The sequence below is a fragment of the Streptomyces sp. NPDC047117 genome (assembly GCF_040643545.1).
Taxonomy (GTDB): Bacteria; Actinomycetota; Actinomycetes; order Streptomycetales; family Streptomycetaceae; genus Streptomyces.
In genome coordinates this window covers 26,454-50,412 of record NZ_JBEYUN010000019.1, presented here as the reverse complement: position 1 = coordinate 50,412, position 23,959 = coordinate 26,454, and the positions used below count along the sequence as shown (strand labels likewise).

7 protein-coding genes are annotated in these 23,959 nt (G+C 71.9%); 6 read left to right on the top strand and 1 reads right to left on the bottom strand.

Going from position 1 to position 23,959, the window contains the following annotated elements:
• The first annotated feature begins 81 nt into the window (after window positions 1-81).
• Genes ABZ840_RS29920 through ABZ840_RS29905 form a run of 4 tightly spaced genes read left to right on the top strand, consistent with a single transcriptional unit; the run spans window position 82 to window position 3,856 of the window.
• Window positions 82-315, top strand: coding sequence for a ferredoxin (locus ABZ840_RS29920; RefSeq protein WP_361564551.1), 234 nt, complete (start codon window positions 82-84; stop codon window positions 313-315).
• A complete protein-coding gene (locus ABZ840_RS29915; RefSeq protein WP_361564549.1) occupies window positions 312-1,313 on the top strand; it encodes an NAD(P)-dependent oxidoreductase in 1,002 nt (333 codons plus the stop codon). Before ABZ840_RS29920 ends, ABZ840_RS29915 begins: the two co-directional genes overlap by 4 nt.
• A gap of 16 nt (window positions 1,314-1,329) precedes the next feature.
• Window positions 1,330-2,559, top strand: coding sequence for a class I SAM-dependent methyltransferase (locus tag ABZ840_RS29910; protein ID WP_361564546.1), 1,230 nt, complete (start codon window positions 1,330-1,332; stop codon window positions 2,557-2,559).
• Window positions 2,560-2,596: 37 nt separating this feature from the next.
• Complete coding sequence (locus ABZ840_RS29905; RefSeq protein ID WP_361564543.1) at window positions 2,597-3,856, top strand: glycosyltransferase; 1,260 nt, start codon at window positions 2,597-2,599, stop codon at window positions 3,854-3,856.
• A gap of 98 nt (window positions 3,857-3,954) precedes the next feature.
• On the opposite strand, the gene ABZ840_RS29900 is transcribed toward ABZ840_RS29905, so the two are convergent.
• Window positions 3,955-4,797 (bottom strand): putative RNA methyltransferase, encoded by an 843-nt coding sequence (locus ABZ840_RS29900; protein WP_361564540.1) that lies wholly within the window; start codon window positions 4,795-4,797, stop codon window positions 3,955-3,957.
• Between the two features lie 248 nt (window positions 4,798-5,045).
• On the opposite strand from ABZ840_RS29900, the gene ABZ840_RS29895 reads away from it, so the two are divergent.
• A complete protein-coding gene (locus ABZ840_RS29895) occupies window positions 5,046-18,044 on the top strand; it encodes an SDR family NAD(P)-dependent oxidoreductase (protein WP_361564537.1) in 12,999 nt (4,332 codons plus the stop codon).
• Between the two features lie 132 nt (window positions 18,045-18,176).
• On the top strand, window positions 18,177-23,957 hold the full coding sequence (locus ABZ840_RS29890; protein ID WP_361564535.1) for an SDR family NAD(P)-dependent oxidoreductase: 5,781 nt from the start codon (window positions 18,177-18,179) through the stop codon (window positions 23,955-23,957).
• Window positions 23,958-23,959 lie beyond the last annotated feature (2 nt).

Below are 23,959 nucleotides of genomic sequence, written 5' to 3'. Positions count from 1 at the left end.
GGCGCGTGGTGACCGGCACGTGATGACCGGCTGTGCCGCAGGGCGGCCGGCCGAGTGGTGACCTACACAGAAAGTACGCACATGCGCGTGGCAGTAGACGAGGACCGGTGCATCGGAGCCGGCCAGTGCGAACTGGCGGCGCCCGAGGTGTTCGAGCAGGACGACGAGGGACTGAGCCGGGCGAGCGATCCCGAGCCCGCCCAGGCCCTGTGGGAGCAGGTCCGCCAGGCCGCGGACCTGTGCCCGGTGCAGGCCGTACTCCTCAGCGGTACGGACGGCACGGCACCCTCTGAGCAGCAGCGGGAGGCCGGGTGACGGGCGACCGGTGGGCAGGCCGTACGGCTCTCGTGACGGGCGCACTGGGATTCATCGGCTCGCACTTCGTCGAACAGCTCACCGCGCGCGGCGCCACGGTACTGGCCCTGCACCGTGGCGAACGCCCCGCTACCAAGCGAGAGTTGGCGTCCCTGCCCGGGGCGGAGCGGATCCGTTTCGTCGCGGTCGACCTGCGTGACGCGGAGGAGACCCGGGCCGCGTTCAAGTACCTGGCACCGTCCATCGACACCGTGGTGCACTGTGCGGGGCTGGACGGCAATGCCCAGTTCAAGCACGAGCACTCCGCGGAGATCCTCGACAGCAACCAGCGCACCACCTCCAACCTGCTGAACTGCGTGCGGGACTTCGGAGCGGACGAAGTTGTCGTCATGAGTTCGTCGGAGGTGTACTGCGGGCCGCTGACCTCGGCGACCAGCGAGGACGACGACTACCGCGCCCACATGCGGTACACCGACAACGGCTATGTTCTGTCCAAGACCTATGCGGAGATCCTGTCCGGCCTGCACCACAAGCAGTTCGGGACCAATGTCTTCCTGGTGCGGCCGGCCAACGTCTACGGCCCCCGCGACAGCTTCGACACGTCCCGGGGCCGGGTGATCCCCAGCATGCTGGCCAAGACCGAGGCCGGCGAGGAGATCGAGATCTGGGGCGACGGCAGCCAGACCCGGTCCTTCGTGCACGTCGCCGATCTGGTGCGGGCCTCGCTGTGCATGGTCGAAACCGGCAAGCACCGGGTGCTGAACATCGGCACCACCGAGGAGACCACCATCCTGGACCTGGCCAGGATGGTGACCGACGTACTGGACCGGCCCGAGCGCATCCGTACCGTTCCCAGCCGCCCGGTGGGCATCGCCGGCCGCCGCCTGGACCTCTCCAGGATGTTCGAGGTCATCGATTTTGACCCCCGCACACTGCGGGCGGGCCTCGAAGAAACCATTCGCTGGTACCGCCGTCACCAGCACCAGACCACTCGGTAACCCTGGAAGGCAACTCGTGGCTACATCAGTCGAGACAGCGCTGCTCCGCGACATCATCGGGGCAGCCGGCGGACATGACGCCGCACTGAAGGACCTCGTCGCCCGGCACAGCCCGGCCGACATCACCCGGGTACTGCTGGACGAGATCACCTCGCGCTGCCCGGCCCCGGTCAACGACGCTCCGGTTCTCGTGGAGCTCGCCGTCCACACCGGCAGCACCCCGCCCGAGTCGCACTACCTGTACGTCGCCAAGGGCGGACCGGTGCGCCCGGCCGACCGGGACGAGGCGTTCATCGCCATGCGCGTCGAATACGAACTGGGCGAACTCGTACGGGAGTTGTTCGGCCCGACACGGGAGCGCGGAGCGGGCGTGCGCGGCACCACACTGTTCCCGTACGTCGCCGAGACCTCGGGCGACGACACCGGGAGCGAGAACGACGCCAACTCCGGCGCCGAGCACATCGGCACCCACTTCCTGGCCGCCCAGCAGGGCACCGAGACCGTGCTCGCCGGCTGCCACTCCCGCAAGCCCGAGCTCAGCGAGCTGGCCTCGCGCTACATGACGCCCAAGTGGGGCTCCCTGCACTGGTTCACCCCGCACTACGACCGCCACTTCCGCGACTACCGCAACGAGCAGGTGCGCGTCCTGGAGATCGGCATCGGCGGCTACAAGCACCCCGAGTGGGGCGGCGGCTCCCTGCGCATGTGGAAGCACTTCTTCCACCGCGGTGAGATCTACGGCCTGGACATCGTCGACAAGTCCCACTTCGACGCACCGCGCATCACCACCCTCCAGGGCGACCAGAACGACCCGGAGTACCTGGCGTCGATCGCCAAGGAGTACGGGCCGTTCGACATCGTCATCGATGACGGCAGCCACATCAACGAACACGTCCGGACCTCCTTCCAGGCACTTTTCCCGCATGTGCGCCCCGGTGGTCTCTACGTCATCGAGGACCTGTGGACCGCCTACTGGCCCGGCTTCGGCGGCAACGAGGACCCCCGCCAGGACAGCGCCACGAGCCTCGGTCTGGTGAAGTCGCTGATCGACTCCATCCAGCACGAGGAGCGGCCGGCCACCTCGGGCCACCGGCCCAGTTACGCCGACCGCAACGTGGCGGGCCTGCACGTCTACCACAACCTCGCCTTCATCGAGAAGGGCACCAACTCCGAGGGCGGCATCCCCCCGTGGATCCCGCGCGACTTCGACACGCTGGTGGCGGTGTCCTCAGGCGGAGCGGAATGAGCATGCACAACACAACGGGGGTCAGGGGGACGATGCCGTGCGCGTAACGCTGCTGGCCATCGGCTCGCGCGGCGACGTACAGCCCTTCATCGCGCTGGGCATCGGACTGCGCGAGCGCGGCCACAAGGTCACCCTCGCCGCGCCCGCCTCCCTGCAGAAGCTGGTGGAGCGGGCCGGGCTGGAGTACAAGGTCACCCCGGGCGAACCCGACGTGTTCTTCAGCATGCCCGAGGTCAGGGACTCGCTGCGGCGCAGTCCGCTGATGAAGGACCTGCTCAAGAAGCTGCCCAAGGGGCCCGAAGGATACGACCAGGTCGTCGTCGACGCGGTCCACGAAGCGGCCCAGGGCGCCGACTTCATCGTCAACGCGCCGCTGACCCTGGCCGCGGCCTACGGGCACCCGCCCGCGCCATGGGCATCCGTGTGCTGGTGGCCCAACTCCCCCACCTGGTCCTTCCCGGCCGTGGAGTCCCACCAGCGCCGGATGGGCCCGCTGACGCCGCTCTACAACCGCTACTCCCACTGGCAGGCGGCCCGTGACGAGTGGGCCTGGCGCCGGCCCGAGATCGACGGCTACCGCACGCGCATGGACCTGCCGCCGTTCGGCCGCACGTCACCGTTCCCGCGCCTGGGCCACGAACGCCCGTACCTGTACCCGTTCAGCCCCAGCTTGCTGCCCAAGCCGGCCGACTGGCCGCAGCGGGCCCATGTCACCGGATTCTGGTACTGGGACCAGGAGTGGCAGCCGCCGGCCGACTTCCAGGCCTTCCTCGACGACGGCCCGGCCCCGGTTGCCCTGACCTTCGGCAGCACCTGGTCGCTCCACGACCAGGACCGCGCAATGGAGTTCGCGATCAACGCGGCCCGCAGTGCCGGGCGCCGGCTGGTGATGGTCGACGGACCGGACGGCGATCTGCCGGATGACGTCTTCCGGCTCCATGACGTGGACTACGCCGGGGTGTTCCCGAAGATGGCCGCGGTCATCCACCACGGCGGTGTCGGCACCATGGCGCAGGTGGTGCGCGCCGGCGTGCCGCAGGTGATCTGCCCGGTCTTCGCCGACCACCCGTTCTGGGCCGCGCGGCTGTCCAAGCTGGGGGTGGCCGCACGACCTGTGCCCTTCATCGGCTTCGACCGCGAAGCGCTGGCAGCCAGTGTCCGTCAGGCGGTCAACGACCCGGGGATGGCCGCACGGGCCCAGCGGCTGGGCCGGCTGGTCGCGCAGGAGCGCGGTGTGGAGAACGCCTGTGACGTCCTGGAGGACTGGGCGCAGGCGTCGGGGGTGACAGTCGGTTGAGCACCGTGTTGGCCGGGGTCCCTCAGTCGGGGCCCCGGTCGGCCGACCGCCGCCCCCGCCCTTGGCGAGTGGCGGCGGGCCGTCGGCGCAGTGCGCGGCTACGGCAGCGGCCGGTAGGCGGTCAGCGTGACGGACAGCGTGACGGGGCAGGATTCCGGCAGCTTCCGGACCCGCTCCTGGACGTCCTGGGCATCGTGGTGCCAGGCGTTGGGGCCCATGGCGACCAGCTGGGCCAGCGCCTGGTGGTCGAGCGTCATCGTCCGCGTCAGCTGCTCGGTCTCGGCAACCGTGAAGTACGGGGCGAGCTGTTCGGTCAGCCTCGACTCCTTGCGGTCGTCCACGCTCAGCAGGCCGAGCGCGTCGATCAGCTCCTGGAGATGGCCGGGGCGGGCGGTGACGACGAGCAGGACTCCGCCGGGCGCCAGGATCCGCCGCAGCTCCGGGCCGTTGCGCGGTGCGAAGGTGTTCAGCACCAGAGAAGCGGCGCCGTCCTGGAGGGGCAGCCCCTGCCACGCATCGGCCACCGCGGCATCGATCCGCGGATGCGTCCTGGCCGCGTGCCGGGCGGCGAACTTCGAAATGTCGAGCAGGACTCCCACGGCGTCCGGAAAGGCGTCCATCACCCGCGCGTGGTAGTAACCGGTGCCACCGCCGATATCGACGACACAGCCGGACAGCGCCGGATCGCTCGTACGGCGTGCCAGCTCGACCAGCGCCTCGGAAATGGGGGCGTAGTGCCCGGATGCCAGGAATCCGGCGCGCGCCTCCACCATTTCCCTGGTGTCCGCACTGAGCTTCGTCGCGCCCGACAGCAGGTTCACATAACCCTGCTTCGCGATGTCGAAGTTGTGTCCAGCGGCGCAGAGCAGGGCACGGTCACGTTGGGCGAGCGCGGCACCGCAGTGGGGGCAGGCGAGTGCGTGCACGACTCTGTTCAGCATGAGGCACCGTTCATCCGTGGGCAGCTGGGATTACCTCGTACAAGCTTATCGCGGGGCGTGCCGTGGCTGATCCCATGGGGAGGCCGGCGAAAGGGGCGGATCGACCCGCCATCCTTACCCATGTGTCCGGGAATCTGAATTCCGAAGGCAGAGCCTTCCGCCACCCGCCCGAGTTCCAGAATTCCCGAGAAGCCATCCCCCGCTGACCCTTTGCATGTCAGTCGCATTCGTGTCGACCTGGAGATTTCATGGCCCCGAATAATGGTGCGCAGCAGACCGGTGACATTGCCATTGTCGGCATGTCCTGCCAGGTCCCGGGAGCGCCTGGTGTCGATGAATTCTGGGAGCTGCTGACTTCGGGCCGCAGCGCCGTCGCACAGCAGCCCGACGGCAGCCGGCTCGGCGCCCTGGGGAACGCCACGGATTTTGACGCCGGCTTCTTCGGCATGTCCCCGCGCCAGGCCGCCGCGGCCGACCCGCAACAGCGGCTGATGCTGGAGTTGGGCTGGACCGCCCTGGAGCACGCCGGCATCGTGCCGGACACCTTGGCGGGCACCGATACCGGCGTCTTCGTCGGGGTCGCGGCCGACGACTACGCGGCCCTTCTCCACCGCTCCGGCACCGCACTGAACGGCCACACCGCGACCGGCCTGAACCGGGGCATGACCGCCAACCGCCTCTCCTACCTCCTGGGATTGCGCGGCCCCAGCCTGGCCGTGGACTCCGCGCAGTCCTCGTCGCTGGTCGCGGTCCACCTGGCCTGCGAGAGCCTGCGCCGTGGCGAGACCGGTCTCGCCCTCGTGGGCGGAGTGAGCCTGGTCCTCTCCGAGCACAGCACGCGCGGCATGGAACTGATGGGGGCCCTGTCCCCCGACGGCCACTCCTACACCTTCGACGCCCGCGCGAACGGGTACGTCCGGGGAGAGGGCGGCGCCTGCCTGGTCCTCAAACCCCTGGAGCACGCGCTGGCCGATGGTGACCGCGTCCACTGCGTCATCCGCGGCGCCGCCGCCAACAACGACGGTGGGGGCGATGGGCTCACCGCCCCCAACCGCGCGGCGCAGGAGGCCGTACTGCGTTCGGCGTACGCCAACGCCGGCATCGATGCCGAACGACTGCACCACATCGGTTACGTCGAACTCCACGGCACAGGCACTCCGGTCGGCGACCCCATCGAGGCGGCCGCGCTGGGCGCGGTTCTCGGCGCGGCGCGGCCGCAGGGCAGCCCACTGCCGGTGGGCTCGGTCAAGACCAACATCGGGCACCTGGAAGGGGCCGCGGGCATCGTCGGCCTGGTCAAGGCGGCCCTGTGCGTCCGCGAGGGGGTTCTGCCGCCCACCCTGAACCACGAGACGCCCAACCCGGCCATCCCCCTGGAACAGCTCAACCTGCGGGTGCCGACAGCCCTGGAACCGTGGCCGGGCAGCGGGGGACAGCCCACGACCGCCGCACCGCGCCTCGCCGGCGTCTCCTCGTTCGGAATGGGCGGGACGAACGCACACGTGGTGCTGGAGCAGGCACCGGACCCGGTCCGGAAGGACGAGCCGGCGACCGTACATGCCTTGAACCCGGTCCCTGTCATCGTCTCCGGACGGGACAGCGGCGCCCTGCGCGCCCAGGCCCGACAGCTCATCGACCACATCGACCACACCACCCGACTGCTGGACCTCGGCTACTCCACGACCGTGTCCCGCTCGGTCTTCGAACACCGGGCCGTGGTCCTCGCCGAGGACCACGCCTCGCTGCGAACCGGCCTGGAAGCCGTAGCAGCCGGACAGGCACCACTGACCGGAGTGACCGCTGGGGATCCCCGAACGGTGTTTCTCTTCCCCGGACAGGGCACCCAGTGGGCCGGCATGGCCGCCCAGCTTCTGGATGAATCCCCTGTCTTCGCCGCCACCATGGCGCGGTGTGAAGCGCTGCTCGCCGAGCACCTGGACTGGAAACTCACCGACCTCATCCGACAGACCGACGACGCACCCTCACTGGAGCGCGAGGACGTCGTCCAACCCGCCTGCTTCGCCGTCATGATCTCCCTCGCCGAAGCATGGAAGTCCCTCGGCATCACCCCGGATGCTGTGATCGGGCACTCCCAGGGCGAGATTGCCGCCGCCGTGGTTTGCGGCGCCCTCACACTCGAAGACGGCGCCCGCATCATCGCCCTGCGCGCCCGCCTCATCGAACGAGAACTGGCCGGCCACAGCGGCATGGTCTCCCTCGCCCTGCCCCTCACCGAAGCCGAGCAGCACATGCCCGCCTGGGGCGACCGGCTCACCATCGCCGTCACCGCAGGCCCCACCTCCACCGTCGTCGCAGGCCCCCTCGACCAGATCGACACCGTCCTCAGCGCCTGCGAGGCCGAAGGCATCCACGCCCGCCGCGTCCCCATCAGCTACGCCTCCCACACCGCCTACACCGAACCCATCCGCGACGAACTCCTCAACACCCTGGACGGAATCCGCCCCCAGCACGCGGCCATCCCCTTCTACTCCACCGTCGAAGCCGCCCCCATCGACACCACCACCCTCGACGCCACCTACTGGTACCAAAACCTCCGCCAGCCCGTCCGCCTCCACGAAACCGTCCAACGCCTCCAGACCGACGGCCACACCCTCTTCATCGAGGCCAGCGCCCACCCCGTCCTCACCCCCGTACTGCCTGAAGGCATCACCGCTGTCGCCTCGCTGCGCCGCAACGACGGCACCCTGCACCGGCTTCTCACCAACGCCGCCCACGCCTTCACCCACGGCGCCCCCGTCCAATGGTCGGCCGCCTTCGACAACACCGGCGCACGCCCCACCGACCTCCCCACCTACCCCTTCCAACGCCAGCACTACTGGGCGCCGGATACGGAGGTGTCATCGCTCACCATCGACGCCCGGCAGGAAGTAGTCGACACGGCAGCCGCGCAGCATCATGACCCTGCTGCTGAACTCCGCGATGCCATAGCCGGATTGAGCAAGGCCGAGCAGGTCGATCGCTTGCTCACACACGTCCGCGAAAGCGCCGCCCTCGTCCTCGGGCTGGATTCCGCCGCGGCGGTGCAGGACCAGGCAACGTTCAACGGTCTGGGCGTCGACTCGATCACCGGCGTAGAGCTCAAGAGCGCACTTCAGGCGCGCACCGGGCTCCAGCTTCCGGCAACTCTCATCTACGACTGCCCCACTCCTCTCGCCGCCGCGCGCTACCTGCGGGACCTGCTCTTCGGCAAGTCCCAGGAAGAGAGCCGCGCACGCGCCGCGATCCCGGCCGATGAGCCGATTGCGATCGTGGGGATGGGCTGCCGCTTCCCGGGCGGGGTGACCTCGCCCGAGGGGCTTTGGGACCTGGTGGCCTCGGAGACGGACGCCATCTCGCCGTTCCCGATGGGCCGTGGCTGGGATGTTGAGGGCCTGTACGACCCGGATCCGGCAGCGGCCGGGCGTACGTATACCCGCGAGGGCGGCTTCCTGCACGACGCGGGCGACTTCGACGCCGCCTTCTTCGGCATCTCGCCCCGTGAGGCAATGGCGATGGACCCGCAGCAGCGGCTGCTGCTGGAGACGTCCTGGGAGGCGCTGGAGCGGGCCGGCATCGACCCGCACACCCTGCGCGGCAGCCAGACCGGCGTCTTCGTCGGCGCGATGACGCAGGAATACGGCCCTCGGCTTCACGAGTCCGCACAGGGCTACGAGGGCTACCTGCTGACGGGCAGCACCGCCAGTGTCGCCTCGGGCCGCGTCTCGTACACCCTCGGGCTGGAGGGTCCGGCGGTGACGGTCGACACGGCCTGCTCGTCTTCGCTGGTGGCCCTGCACATGGCGGTGCAGGCGCTGCGCAACGGTGAGTGCGACCTCGCGCTGGCGGGTGGCGTCACGGTCATGGCCGAGCCGGGAATGTTCGTGGAGTTCTCGCGGCAGCGGGGGTTGGCGGCGGACGGCCGCTGCAAGGCATTCTCCGACACCGCCGACGGAACGGGCTGGAGCGAAGGCGCCGGCGTACTCGCCGTCGAACGACTCTCCGACGCCCTACGCAACGGCCACCGCATCCTGGCCGTGGTACGCGGCTCCGCCGTCAACCAGGACGGCGCCAGCAACGGACTCACCGCACCCAACGGCCCCTCACAACAACGCGTCATCCGACGCGCCCTGGAAAACGCCGGACTGAACCCCGGCGATGTAGACGCCGTCGAAGCCCACGGCACCGGCACCCGCCTCGGCGACCCCATCGAGGCCCAAGCACTACTGGCCACGTACGGGCAGAATCGCCCGCCCGAACAGCCACTCTGGCTGGGCTCGCTCAAATCCAACATCGGACATGCCCAAGCCGCCGCAGGCGTGGGTGGCGTCATCAAGATGGTGCTCGCCATGCAGCACGGCGAGCTGCCCCGCACCCTGCACATCGACCAGCCGTCCTCCCAGGTCGACTGGTCGGCAGGCGCGGTCTCACTGCTCACCGAGCCGACGACCTGGCCCGAGCTGGACCGTCCCCGCCGCTCCGCCGTCTCCTCCTTCGGCGTCAGCGGCACCAACGCCCACGTCATCCTCGAACAGGCTCCGGAACCGGAAACAACCGACGCGTCGCAGGGAACGCTGGATCTGCCCATCGTTCCGGTGATCGTCTCGGGACGTGATGAAGGTGCCCTGCAACAGCAGGCACAGCAGTTGATCGAGCGGGTTGACGCAGCACGGCTGTTGGACCTGGGCTACTCGACCGCAGTGTCGCGCTCGGCCTTCGAGCACCGGGCAGTGGTACTGGCCGAGAACGAGGCGGCTCTGCAGGCCGGCCTGGAGTCGATCGTGGCGGGTGAGGCGTCCGCAGATGTCGTCGCCGGGGTCGTTTCCGCCAACGTCGGTCGTTCGGTGTTCGTGTTCCCGGGTCAGGGGACGCAGTGGGTCGGCATGGCCGTCCAACTGCTCGCCGAATCACCGGCGTTCGCCGCCTCCATGGCCCGCTGCGAAGACACGCTGAACGGCCTGGTGGACTGGAAACTCACCGACATCCTCGCCGACGAAGACGCCCTGCAACGCGTCGACGTCGTCCAGCCCGCCTGCTTCGCCGTCATGATCTCCCTCGCCGAGCTGTGGAGATCAGCAGGCATCCAGCCCGACGCCGTCATCGGCCACTCCCAGGGCGAAATCGCCGCCGCCGTCGTCTGCGGCGCGCTATCCCTCGAAGAGGGCGCCCGCATCAGCGCCCTGCGCGCCCAGATCATCGGACGGAACCTCGCCGGTCACGGCGGAATGGCCTCCATCGCCCTGCCCCGTGCCGAGGCCGCGGCCCGGCTGGAGCGGTGGGACGGTCGGCTGGAGGTCGCGGTGGTCAACGGCCCCACCTCCACCGTTGTCGCCGGTGACGCCACCGCCATCGCGGAAATGGTCGCCGCCTGCGAGGCTGACGGTGTGCGGGCCCGCACCATCGCCGTCGACTACGCCTCCCACTCCACCCACGTCGAAACCATCAAGGACGAGCTGCTCCAAGCTCTGGACGGCATCCACCCACAGACCGCCAGCATCCCGTTCTACTCGACGGTCGAAGCCGCCCCCATCGACACCACCACCCTCGACGCCGACTACTGGTACCGCAACCTCCGCCAGACCGTCCGCTTCCACGACACCGTCCAACACCTCCAAGCCGACGGCCACACCCTCTTCATCGAGGCGAGCTCCCACCCCGTCCTCACCCCCGTCCTCCCCGACGACATCACCGCCATTGGATCGCTACGCCGCAACGAAGGCACCCTCCGACGCTTCCTCACCCACGCCGCCGAAGCCTTCACCCACGGCGCCCCCACCCAGTGGCCGGCCGCCTTCACCGACACCGGCGCCCAACCCACCGACCTCCCCACCTACCCCTTCCAACACCAGCATTACTGGCTGGAGGCTCCCGCTCCGCAGAGCCGGACCGAATCGCCGCAGGACGAGCTGTCGTACAACATCACATGGCGGAATCTGACGTTCACAGGATCGGCACGGTTCACCGGCCACTGGCTGCTCATCTCCCCGATCGAGCACAGCTCTGAGCACAAGGTCGATCCCAACGCCGAACTCACCACTGACGTGGCTCAGACGCTCACCGCCCACGGCGCCACCGTCACCCACCTCACCGTCGACCCCACCACGGACCGCGCCGCACTCACCACCCTCCTCACCGCGCAGCACGACCAGCCGGTCACCGGCATCGTCTCCCTCCTCGGTCTCGTCGGCGGCACACACCCCGGGCACCCCACCCTGCCCATCGCGCTCACCGCGACACTCGCCCTGACGCAGGCCCTCGGCGACACCGACCTCAAGGCCCCGCTCTGGACCCTCACCCAAGGCGCCGTCGCCATCACCCCCGGCGAGATCCCCGACCCCGAAGCCGCCCAGCTCTGGGCCCTCGGACGCGTCGCCGCCCTCGAACACCCCGACCACTGGGGCGGACTCATCGACCTCCCCCACCACCCCACTCCCCAGACCACCCGCCACCTCACCCAAGCCCTCACCCACACCACCACCGAAGACCAGATCGCCCTCCGCCCCTCCGGCGCCTACGGCCGTCGCCTCGTACGCGTACCCGCACGCGCGGAAGCGGGCCGGCAGTGGCGTCCGCGCGGAACCGTGCTGATCACGGGTGGTACGGGTGCCATCGGCAGGCACGTCGCCCGCTGGCTGGCCGAGCACGGCGCCGAGCATCTCGTGCTGACCAGCAGGCGCGGCGAACAGGCCCCCGGAGCGCAGGCGTTGGCGGACGAGCTGACCGGGCTCGGGGCCCGGGTAACGCTGGCGGCCTGCGATGTGGCGGACCGCGACGCGCTGGCCGCGCTGCTCGACGAGCACCCGCCGACCGCTGTCTTCCACACCGCGGGAGTGCTCATCGACGGCACGGTCGGTGCCCTCACCCTCGACCGCATGACGGAGGTGCAGCGCCCCAAGGCGACGGCCGCCGTTCATCTGCACGAGCTCACCGAGGGCCGCGACCTCGATGCCTTCGTTCTCTTCTCGTCCGTCACCGGGGCCTGGGGCAACGGTGGCCAGGCCGCGTACGCCGCCGCCAACGCCGCACTGGACGCGCTCGCCGAGCGCCGCCGGGCCGCGGGGCTGGCAGCGACCTCCATCAGCTGGGGCCTGTGGGCCGGTGGCGGCATGGCCGAGGGCACCGGCGAGGTGAGCCTCAACCGCCGTGGCATCCGGGCCCTGGAGCCCCGCACCGGAATCCAGGCACTGCAGCGCGCGCTGGACGAGGGCGCGGTCTGCCGCACGGTCGCGGACGTGGACTGGGCGGAGTTCGCACCGCGCACGGCGGCGCTGCGCCCCGGGCCGCTCTTCGACGAGCTGCCCGAGGCCCGCCGCGCTCTGGAGCAGGACGGCTCCGTGCGGGCAAAGACCGCCAGGGACGGCTCCGGTGCCTCACTGGCCCAGCGCATCGAGGGTCTGCCGGCGGGCGAACAGCGGCGGATTCTTGTGGAGCTGGTCCGTACGGAGGCCGCCGCGGTGCTGCGCCACGGTTCGGCGGACGCCATCGCGCCGGGCAGCTCTTTCAAGGCCGCGGGCTTCGACTCACTGACCGCGCTGGAGCTGCGCAACCGTCTCAACGCCGCCACCGGGGCCATGCTCCCCGCCACGGTCGTCTTCGACCACCCGACCCCCGCCACGCTGGCCGGCTTCCTCCAGCACGACGCCCTCGGCCTGTCCGCCGACCAGTCCACGCCGGACGAGGCCACCGCTCCGGCACGGACTCCCCTGTCCACCGATGAGCCGATTGCCATCGTCGGCATGGCTTGCCGCTTCCCGGGCGGCGTACGGTCCCCCGAGGACCTGTGGAAGGTGCTGCTGGAGGAGCGGGACGTCATCGGCCCGATGCCTTCCGACCGCGGCTGGGACGTGGACGGCATCTACGATCCGGAGCCCGGCCGACCGGGCCGTACGTACACCCGCGAAGGCGGATTCCTCTACGACGCGGGCGACTTCGACGCCGCCTTTTTCGGCATCTCGCCCCGCGAGGCGCTCGCCATGGACCCGCAGCAGCGGCTCCTGCTGGAGACCTCCTGGGAGGCGCTGGAGCGGGCCGGCATCGACCCGCACACCCTGCACGGCACCCAGACCGGCGTGTACGCGGGCATGGTCCACCAGGAGTACGCGGCCCGGCTGCACGAGGCGCCGCAGGAGTACGAGGGACATCTGCTGACCGGCACCTCCGGCAGCGTGGTCTCGGGCCGCGTCTCTTACGCCCTGGGCCTGGAGGGCCCGGCGGTGACCGTCGACACGGCCTGCTCGTCCTCCCTCGTAGCGCTCCATCTGGCGGTGCAGGCACTGCGCAACGGCGAGTGCGACCTCGCGCTCGCGGGCGGTGTCACCGTCATGGCCGCCCCCGGCCTCTTCGTGGAGTTCTCGCGGCAGCGGGGGCTGGCGGCGGACGGACGCTGCAAGGCGTTCTCCGCGGCGGCCGACGGTACGAGCTGGGGTGAGGGAGCCGGCATGCTGGCCGTCGAGCGGCTGTCGGACGCAGTACGCAACGGCCACCGCATCCTCGCCGTGGTCCGCGGCTCCGCTGTCAATCAGGACGGCGCCAGCAACGGCCTGACCGCACCCAATGGCCCCTCGCAGCAGCGGGTCATCCGCCGGGCGCTGGAGAACGCCGGGCTGGGCGCGGAAGACGTCGACGCGGTCGAGGCGCACGGCACCGGCACCCGGCTCGGCGACCCCATCGAGGCCCAAGCGCTGCTGGCCACGTACGGGCAGAGTCGCCCGGCCGAACAGCCACTGTGGCTGGGCTCGCTGAAGTCCAACATCGGGCACACCCAGGCCGCCGCCGGCGTGGGCGGTGTCATCAAGATGGTGCTGGCCATGCAGCACGGCGTACTGCCCACGACACTGCACGTGGACGAGCCTTCACCGCATGTGGACTGGACTGCGGGAGCGGTGTCCCTGCTGACGAAGCAGACACCGTGGCCGCAGTCGGAGCGGGTCCGGCGGGCCGGCATCTCGGCCTTCGGCGTCAGCGGGACGAACGCGCACGTGGTGTTGGAGCAGGCACCGCACGACACCACCGAACGAGATGCCGCCGAGCGAGAGTTGAGCCCGGTCCCTGTCGTCGTCTCCGGACGGGACAGCGGCGCCCTGCGCGCCCAGGCCCGACAGCTCATCGACCACATCGACGACACCACCCGACTGCTGGACCTCGGCTACTCCACGACCGTGTCCCGCTCGGTCTTCGAACACCGGGCCGTGGTCCTCGCCGAGGACCACGCCTCGCTGCGAACCGGCCTGGAAGCCGTAGCAGCCGGACAGGCACCACTGAGCGGGCAGGCTTCCGGGAACCCCCGAACGGTGTTTCTCTTCCCCGGACAGGGCACCCAGTGGGCCGGCATGGCCGCTCAGCTTCTGGATGAATCCCCCGTCTTCGCCGCCACCATGGCACGCTGCGAAGCGCTGCTCGCCGAGCACCTGGACTGGAAACTCACCGACCTCATCCGACAGACCGACGACGCACCCTCACTGGAACGCGAGGACGTCGTCCAACCCGCCTGCTTCGCCGTCATGATCTCCCTCGCCGAAGCATGGAAGTCCCTCGGCATCACCCCCGACGCCGTCATCGGGCACTCCCAGGGCGAGATTGCCGCCGCCGTCGTCTGCGGCGCCCTCACACTGGAAGACGGCGCCCGCATCATCGCGCTACGCGCCCGCCTCATCGAACGCCACCTCGCCGGACACAGCGGCATGGTCTCCCTCGCCCTGCCCCTCACCGAAGCCGAGCAGCACATGCCCGCCTGGGGCGACCGGCTCACCATCGCCGTCACCGCAGGCCCCACCTCCACCGTCGTCGCAGGCCCCCTCGACCAGATCAACACCGTCCTCAGCACCTGCGAAGCCGAAGGCATCCACGCCCGCCGCGTCCCCATCAGCTACGCCTCCCACACCGCCTACACCGAACCCATCCGCGACGAACTCCTCAACACCCTGGACGGAATCCGCCCCCAGCACGCGGCCATCCCCTTCTACTCCACCGTCGAAGCCGCCCCCATCGACACCACCACCCTCGACGCCACCTACTGGTACCAAAACCTCCGCCAACCCGTCCGCCTCCACGAAACCGTCCAACACCTCCAAACCGACGGCCACACCCTCTTCATCGAAACCAGCGCCCACCCCGTCCTCACCCCCGTCCTCCCCGAAGGCATCACCGCCCTCGGCACCCTGCGCCGCAACGACGGCACACTCCACCGACTCCTCACCAACGCCGCCGAAGCCTTCACCCACGGCGCCCCCGTGCACTGGCCCGCCCTCTTCGACGGCACCGGTGCACGCCCCACCGACCTCCCCACCTACCCCTTCCAACACCAGCACTACTGGGCGGCGACTTCGCCCTCCGGTACCGGCGAGGCTGCGGCCGCTCGGTTCGGTATGACGTGGGAGGAGCATCCGCTGATCGGCGGTGCGTTGCCGCTCGCCGATTCCGGTCGGCTGCTGCTGACCGGGCGGCTGGCCCTGGCCGCGCAGCCGTGGCTCGCCGACCACAGTGTGTCCGGCACGGCCCTGCTCCCCGGCGCCGCCTTCCTCGAGATGGCGCTGCACGTCGCGTCGGTGGCGGGCTGCCATGGTGTGGAGGAACTCACGCTGGAAGAACCGCTGTTGATACCGGAGAGCGGCGGCGTGCGGCTCCAGGTCACGGTCGACGCAGCCGATGAGTCGGGACGCCGCGGGGTGGTCGTGTTCTCCCAGGCGGAAGAAGTCAAGGAGCCGTCGGGCGCTGCTGCCTGGACCCGGCATGCCACCGGTGTGCTGGTGTCCGCCGCTCCTCCCGCCCCGGACATGGAATGGAGCCGGGAGAGCTGGCCGCCCAAGGGGGCCGAACCCATGACGGCGGCGGAGCTCTACGACCGGTTCGCGGCGCTCGGTTATTCGTACGGCGAGGTGTTCACCGGGGTCGAGCACGTTTGGCAGCGCGACGGCGAAGTGTTCGCCGAGGTGCGGTTGCCGGGCGGGGCCGCGGCCGATGCCGCCCGGTTCGGTGTGCATCCCGGGCTGCTCGATGCGGCTCTCCAGCCGTGGCTGGCGGGCGGGTTCGTGTCACCGCCCGAGGACGGCTCCGTACTGCTGCCCTTCGCCTGGCAGGGCATCGCGCTGCATGCGACCGGTGCGGACGCGCTGCTGGTGCGGCTGGGCCGGGCCGGCGACTCGGCGGTATCGCTGCAGGCCGTGGACCTCTCCGGGACGCCGGTGCTGTCGCTGGAGGCGATGGTGCTGCGGCCGCTTGCTCAGGAGCGGCTGACGAGTCTCCTCGGGGGTGCGGTGGCCGGGCCGCTGTACCGCGTGGCCTGGCATCGGGTGCAGCACCCCGGGGCGCCGGCGGTGCCGTCCGACCGCTGGGCGGTCATCGGCAGTGGCGTGGCGGGCGAGGGCCTCGAAGGCTTCCCCGACCTGGGCGCGCTTCGTGCCGCGCTGGACAGCGGTGCAGCGCTGCCCGACGTGGTGGTCGCCCCCTTCGTCCCGGGCCCGGTGGACACCGCCGCGCAGGTACGGGACACGGCCCGCCGCGGGCTGGCGCTCGTACAGGAGTGGCTGGCCGACGAGCGGTTCGCCGGCGTGCGGCTGGTGGTGCTCACGCGCCGTGCACTGGCCGCCGCCGCTGACGAGGACGTACCGGATCTGGCCCACGCCCCCCTGTGGGGGCTGCTGCGCAGCGCCCAGACCGAGCATCCGGACCGGTTCACGCTCATCGATGCCGACGGCGAGGTGTCGCGGGGGGAACTGGCCATCGCTGTGGCCACAGGCGAGCCACAACTGGCATTGCGCAACGGGGAGCTCCTGACACCGTTCCTCGCCGAATGGGAGGGCGACTCTGAGGGCTCCGCGCCGTTCACCCCCCAAGGCACCGTCCTGGTGACCGGAGCCACCGGCACCCTCGGCAGCATGCTGGCCCGGCACCTGGTCTCCGTCCACGGCGTACGACGGCTGCTGCTGCTCAGCCGCAGCGGTCGGGAGGCCGAGGGGGCGGCCGAGCTGGAGCGTGCGCTGACGGAGCAGGGCGCCCGGGTCGAGCTGGTCGCCTGTGACGCGGCCGACCGTACGGCGCTGGCCGATGCGCTGGCGGCGATTCCCGCCGAGCACCCGCTCACCGGCGTGGTCCACACGGCCGGTGTGATCGACGACAGCACCGTCGAGGCGCTGTCGCCCGCGCAGTTGGAGCATGTGCTGCGCCCCAAGGTGGACGCGGCGATGAATCTCCACGCGCTCACGGCGGGGATGCCGCTGTCCGCGTTCGTGCTGTACTCCGGCGCGACGGGCCTGCTGGGCGGGGCCGGGCAGGCCAACTACGCGGCCGCCAACACCTTCCTGGACGCGCTGGCCCACCATCGGCGCGCCCAGGGCCTGCCGGGAGTGTCGCTGGCGTGGGGGCTGTGGAGCGCGGTGAGCACCTTCACCGGGCACCTCGGCGAGGCGGATCTGCGGCGGCTGGCGCGGACGGGAATAGCGCCGCTCTCGGCCGAGCAGGGCCTGCAGCTGTTCGACCGGGCCATGGCGTTCAGCAGCGCTGACGGTGGTCCGGAGCCGCTGGTGTGCGCGATGCGGCTGGACGCGGCGGCGCTGCACACGGAGCGGGCGGAGCGCGGTGACGCTGCGGTGCCTGTACTGCTGCGCGGGCTGGTGCCGGACACGGTGGTGCGCCGGTCGGCGGCGCGTGCGGACGGCGCCAACGGTGCGGGCCGGCCGGAGAGCGCGGGCGGTCCGAGTGGGCCGCAGCAGTTGCGGTCCCGGCTCGCGGGGATGGACGAAGCGGGCCGGCGGTCGGAGCTGCTGTCCCTGGCACAGGGGCAGCTGGCGCAGGTGCTGGGCTTCTCCGACGCGGCGTCGGTGGACCCGGACCGTTCCTTCCGCGAGATCGGGCTCGACTCCCTGACGGCCGTAGAACTGCGCAACCGGCTGGGAGTGGCCACCGGCCTGCGGCTGCCGCCCGCGCTGGTCTTCGACCACCCCAGTCTCCAGGCGCTCGCCGGGCATCTGGCCGAGCTGCTGGCGGCGGAGGGCCGGGAGGACGCGGGTGAGGCGGCGCTGTCCGGTATCGACGCGCTGGACCGGGCGGTGCGGGACATGCCGCAGGACGACATCCGGCGCGATGTGATCCGGCGCCGGCTGACGGAGATGCTGGCCGCGGTCGGCGGTGCCGTCGGGGACGGGCCGGAGAAGCGCGGTGCCGGCGGCGCCGGGCAGGCCGACGAGGACGTGCTGGAGCGGCTGGACGCCGCCTCCGACGACGACCTGTTCGCGTTCATCGAGGACCAGCTGTGAGGGGCCGGTGGACGCGGAGGAGCCGGTGAAGGCAGCGGAACCGGTGGCCGCCGGCAGGGCGCCCGACACGGTGCGCACCGCCACGAGCAGGCATGACAAGCAACAGCGAGCAGGCCAGGAAGGGTCCGGTCGATGACCGCCAACGAGGACAAGATCCGCGACTACCTCAAGCGGGTCACCGCCGAACTCCACGGCACGCGGCAGCGGCTGCGCGCCCTTGAGGACGACGCCCGCGAGCCGATCGCCATCGTGGGGATGAGCTGCCGGCTGCCCGGCGGTGTCACCTCGCCCGAGGAGCTGTGGCAGCTGGTCGACTCCGGGACCGACGCGGTCTCGCCGTTCCCCGACGACCGCGGCTGGGACCTCGACGCACTCTACGACCCGGACCCGGCCAAGGCCGGCACCGTCTACTCCCGCGAGGGCGGCTTCCTGCACGACTGTGCCGACTTCGACGCGGAGTTCTTCGGGATCAGCCCGCGCGAGGCGCTCGCCATGGACCCGACGCAGCGGCTGCTGCTGGAGACGTCCTGGGAGGTGTTCGAGCGGGCCGGTATCGACCCGGCATCGGCCCGGGGCTCGCGTACCGGGGTCTACGCGGGCGTGATGTACCACGACTACGGTGCCCGGCTGCACGAGATCCCGCCGGGGATGGAGGGCTACCTGGTCAACGGCAGTGCGGGCAGCATCGCTTCCGGCCGGATCGCCTACACCCTCGGGCTGGAGGGGCCGGCCGTCACCGTCGACACCGCGTGTTCCTCGTCGCTGGTCGCCGTGCACCTGGCGGCTCAGGCGCTGCGGCAGCGGGAGTGCGACATGGCCCTGGCGGGCGGCGCTACCGTGCTGTCCACCCCGGATCTGTTCATCGACTTCGCCCGGCTGCGCGGGCTGGCCGCCGACGGCCGCTGCAAGGCGTTCTCGGACGCCGCCGACGGCACCAGCTTCGCCGAAGGGGCGGACATGCTGCTGCTGGAGCGGCTCTCGGACGCGATACGCAACGGCCGTCGGATCCTGGCCGTCATCCGGGGCTCCGCGGTCAACCAGGACGGCGCCAGCAACGGGCTGACCGCGCCGAACGGTCTCTCCCAGCAGCGGGTGATCCGTCAGGCCCTGGCCGCGGCGGACCTGGGAGCGGACCAGATCGACGCGGTGGAGGCGCACGGCACCGGCACGCGGCTCGGCGACCCCATCGAAGCCCAAGCGCTGCTGGCCACCTACGGCACCGGGCGGACCGCCGAAAGGCCGCTGTGGCTCGGCTCGTTGAAGTCCAACATCGGGCACACCCAGGCCGCCGCGGGCGTGGCCGGGGTCATCAAGATGGTGCTGGCGATGCGGCACGGAAAGCTGCCGCGCACGCTGCACGCGGACCGGCCCTCCAGTCGGGTGGACTGGTCGGCGGGCGCGGTCGAGCTGCTGGCGCAGGCGCGGGAGTGGCCCGAGCGGGAGGACGCGCCCCGCCGGGCGGGAGTGTCCTCCTTCGGCGCCAGCGGCACCAACGCGCATCTGATCCTGGAGAGCGCACCGACGGCCGCGCAGGAGAGCGCCGGGTCGGACTCCGGGGAACCCGCCACTGTGGCCTGGCCGCTGTCCGGGCGCACCGAAGACGCCCTGCGCGCGCAGGCGCGGCGGCTGCACGACCACCTCACCGCGGCGACGGCGAACGCCCCGGCCCCGGCCGCGGTCGGACGGACCCTGGCCCGGTCCCGTACGGCCTTTGCGCACCGGGCCGTGGTGCTGGGCGCCGACCATGGTGAACTCCTGGACGGCCTGGCCGATTTGGCGCGCGGCGCGAGCGGCAGCGGGCCTCGTCTGGTCACCGGCCGGGCCGAGCACGGCCGCCGTACCGCGCTGCTCTTCACCGGGCAGGGCAGCCAGCGGCCAGGGGCCGGTTACGAGCTGTACGCGCGCCACCGCGTCTTTGCCGCGGCCTTGGACGAGGTCACGGCGGAGCTGGACCGGCATCTGGAAGGGTCCGGCCGCCTTCCGCTGCGCGAGGTGATGTTCGCCGCGGCAGGCAGCGAGGCGGCCGGGCTGCTCGATCGCACCGAGTACACCCAGCCCGCGCTCTTCGCGCTCGAAGTGGCATTGTTCCAGCTGGTGGAGGCGTGGGGCCTGCGCCCCGACGCGCTGCTCGGCCACTCGGTCGGCGAGCTGGCCGCCGCGTACGCGGCCGGGGTGTTCTCCCTGCCCGACGCCGCCCGACTGGTGGCCGCGCGCGGCCGGCTGATGGGCGCGTTGCCGGCCGGCGGTGCGATGGCCGCGCTCCAGGCGAGCGAGGCGGAGGTAGCCCCGCTGCTGGCCGGGCGCGGCGCGCGGGTGGGCATCGCCGCCGTCAACGGGCCGTCGGCGACGGTGATTTCCGGCGACGAGGCGGCCGTGGAGGAGGTGGCCGCTCACTGGCGGGCGGAAGGACGGCGGGTCAAGCGGCTGCCGGTCAGTCACGCCTTCCACTCACCGCACATGGACGCGATGACGGAGGGGTTCGCGCGCGTCGCACGCGAGGTGGAGTACGCGAAGCCGCGGATCCCGGTCGTCTCCGACCTCACCGGTGAGGCGGCGGACGGTGACACGCTGTGCACCCCGGAGTACTGGGTACGGCATGCCCGCGAGGCCGTGCGCTTTCTCGACGGCATGAGCACCCTGCGAAGCCTGGGCATCGACACCTTCGTCGAACTGGGGCCGGACGGCACACTGACCGCGATGGGCCGTGAGTGCCTGCCGGAGGCCCCCGAGGGGGACGGCACGCCGTCCGAAGAGTCCGCCGGGCGCGCCGTCGTGATGGTGCCGGTGCTGCGCCGCGACCGCGACGAGACGGCGGCCTTCATGGGGGCGCTGGCCACGGTGCACGCCCATGGCGTCCCGGTCGACCTGTCCGCCCCGCACGGCGACGGCCCCGCCGCCGACCTGCCCACCTACCCGTTCCAGCGCACCCGCTACTGGCTGGACGCCACGCGGCCCGCCGCCGACCTGGCCACCGCCGGGCTCGACGCCGCGGGTCACCCGCTGCTGGCCGCCGCCGTCGATCTGCCCGACGGCGAGGGAACCGTACGGACCGGGCTGCTCTCGGCCCGTACCCACCCGTGGCTCGCCGACCACGCGGTCTGGGACCGTACCGTACTGCCCGGCGCGGCGCTCCTGGACCTCGCCGCCCGGGCCGGAGCGGACCTCGGCTGCGCCCGGGTGGTGGAGCTGGCCTTCGCCGCTCCCCTCGTTCTGCCGGGGGGCGAGGACGGGCACACCGCCGGTGTCCGGCTGCGGGTCACGGTGGGCGGCCCGGACGCGTCCGGCGCCCGGACCGTACGGATCGACTCGTGCCCGGCCGAGGGCGAAGGCCCGGCCGCCGGCTGGACGCGGCACGCCACGGGCGTGCTCGCCGCCGAAGCCGACAGCAGCGACGACGGCCCCGACGACGCCCTGGCCTGTCTGCGGGGCGCTTGGCCGCCCGCCGGCGCCACCCCCGTCGCCGACGACGCGGACCGGATCGCGGCGGAGTACGCGCGCTTCGCGGCTGCCGGAGTCGGCTACGGTCCCGCCTTCCAGGGCCTGCGTACGGTCTGGCGGCGCGGCGAGGAGGTGTTCGCCGAGGTGCGACTGCCGGACCGGCCGGCCGACGACGACGCCCGGTACGGCATCCACCCGGCGCTGCTGGACGCGGCGCTGCACGCCATCGGCTTCGGCGAGCAGTTCCCCGAGGGCCCGCACGGGATGCTGCCGTTCGCCTGGAACGACGTACAGCTGCATGCCCGTGGCGCTACCGGCCTGCGGGTACGGATCGCCCCGGCCGGTCCCGACTCGGTGACCGTCGCGGCGGCCGACGCGGAGGGCCGCCCCGTGTTCGCCGCCCGCTCGCTGGCACTGCGCCGGGTGACGGCGGACCAGCTGCCGCCGGTAGAGGGCGAGGGCACACCCTTGTACCGGCTGGAGTGGACGCCCGCCGGGGAGCCACCTATGGAGGATACGGGCGAGTGGGCCGTCGTCGGCGACCACGCCCCCGCGCTCCTGGAGGGCCTGCGAGCTGCGCTGCCGCCCGGCTCGGTACGCATCACCGCCGACCTGACCGCGCTGGCCACCGATGCGCCGGCCGTGCCCGGAACCGTCGTGGTGGACCTCGACGGCGAAGCAGACCTCGCTTTCGACGCCCATGAGGCGACGGCGCGGGCGCTGGGCCTCGTACAGCACTGGCTGGCCGAGGAGCGCTTCGCCGCCGCCCGGCTGGTGCTGGTGACGCATGGCGCCGTGGCCGCCGGTGCGGCGGTCGGCCGACCGGCCGCCGCCGCGGCCTGGGGTCTGCTGCGCAGCGCCCAGGCCGAGCATCCGGACCGCTTCGCCCTGGTGGACCTGGCGGTGCCGGACGGGGAACGGGAGGCCGCATACCGGGCCCTGGCCGGAGCCGCCGCGACCGGCATGGGGCAGATCGCCGTACGCGACGGCGCGCTCCTCGTCCCCCGGCTCGTCCGGGACACCGGGGTCACCGGCTCCGGCTCCCCCTGGCGCACGGACGGCACGGTGCTCATCACCGGCGGCACCGGGACGCTCGGCCGGGCGGTCGCCCGCCATCTCGCGGCCCGGCACGGAGTACGGCATCTGCTGCTGACCAGCCGAAGCGGCCCGGACGCCCCAGGCGCCCACGAACTCGCCGCAGAACTGGCGGAGCTGGGCGCGCAGGCGGACATCGTCAGCTGCGACACGGCGGACCGCGCGGCGCTGGCAGCCGTACTCGGCGCCGTCCCGGCCGACCGCCCCGTCACCGGCGTCGTCCACACGGCGGGCGTCCTCGACGACGGGACCGTCACCGCCCAGACCGGCGAGCGGATCTCGGCCGTGCTGCGGCCCAAGGCCGACGCGGCCCGGCATCTGCACGAGCTGACGCGCGAACTGGACCTGTCCGCCTTCGTACTGTTCTCCTCGGCCGCCGGGACGCTCGGCAGCCCCGGCCAGTCCGGCTACGCCGCCGCCAACGCCTTCCTCGACGCGTTCGCATCCTGGCGACGCGCGCAGGGCCTGCCCGCCGTGTCCCTGGCCTGGGGCCTCTGGGGCGACGAGGACGGCGGTCGGGGCGACGGCATGGGCGCCGGACTGGGCGCCGCCGACCTGGCCCGGCTGCGCCGCTCCGGCATCCTGCCGCTCGACCGGGCCGAAGGGCTGTCGCTGTTCGACGCGGCCTGCGCACCGGGCGGGCCCGGGGACGAGGCGGTGCTGCTGCCGTTGCGTCTGGACCTCGCGGGGCTGCGCGCCCGCGCGGCGGCCGACGCTGAGGCGGTGCCGGAGGTGCTGTACGGCCTGGCTCCCCCGGCCGCCGCCCCCGCATCCGCCGAGGCGGCCACGGCCGACGACAACGCCCGGCCCTCCGCCGGCCTCGCCGAGCAGTTGATGGGCAAGTCGCGCGCCGAGCGCACGGCCGCACTGCGCACGCTGGTGCGCACCGAAGTGGCGCGGGTCCTCGGGTACGGCGATCCGCTGCGCGTCGAGTTGCAGACTCCCTTCAAGGACGCCGGCTTCGACTCACTGACCGCCGTGGAGCTGCGCAACCGGCTCACCACCGCCACCGCGCAGCGGCTGCCCGCCACTCTCGTCTTCGACCACCCGACCCCCGCCGCGCTCGCCGACCACCTGGAACGCGAACTCCCCAAGGGTGACCGGGACACCGGTACTCCGACGGACACGGCGGCTGTACTGGCGACGCTCGACCGCGTCCGTGACGGGCTCGCCGGGTCCGTCACCGACGAAGCCGACCGGGCCGATGTCGCGGCACGGCTGCGCGACCTCCTCGGGCTCCTCGACGCCTCCGCGGCATCGGCGGCCGCCAAGGGCCCGGGGGGCACGGGCGATGCCGCCGCATCCGTTGCAGATCGCCTGGCGACCGGCAACGACGACGACCTGTTCGAACTCCTGGACAGTGACTTCGGTTTGACGTAACT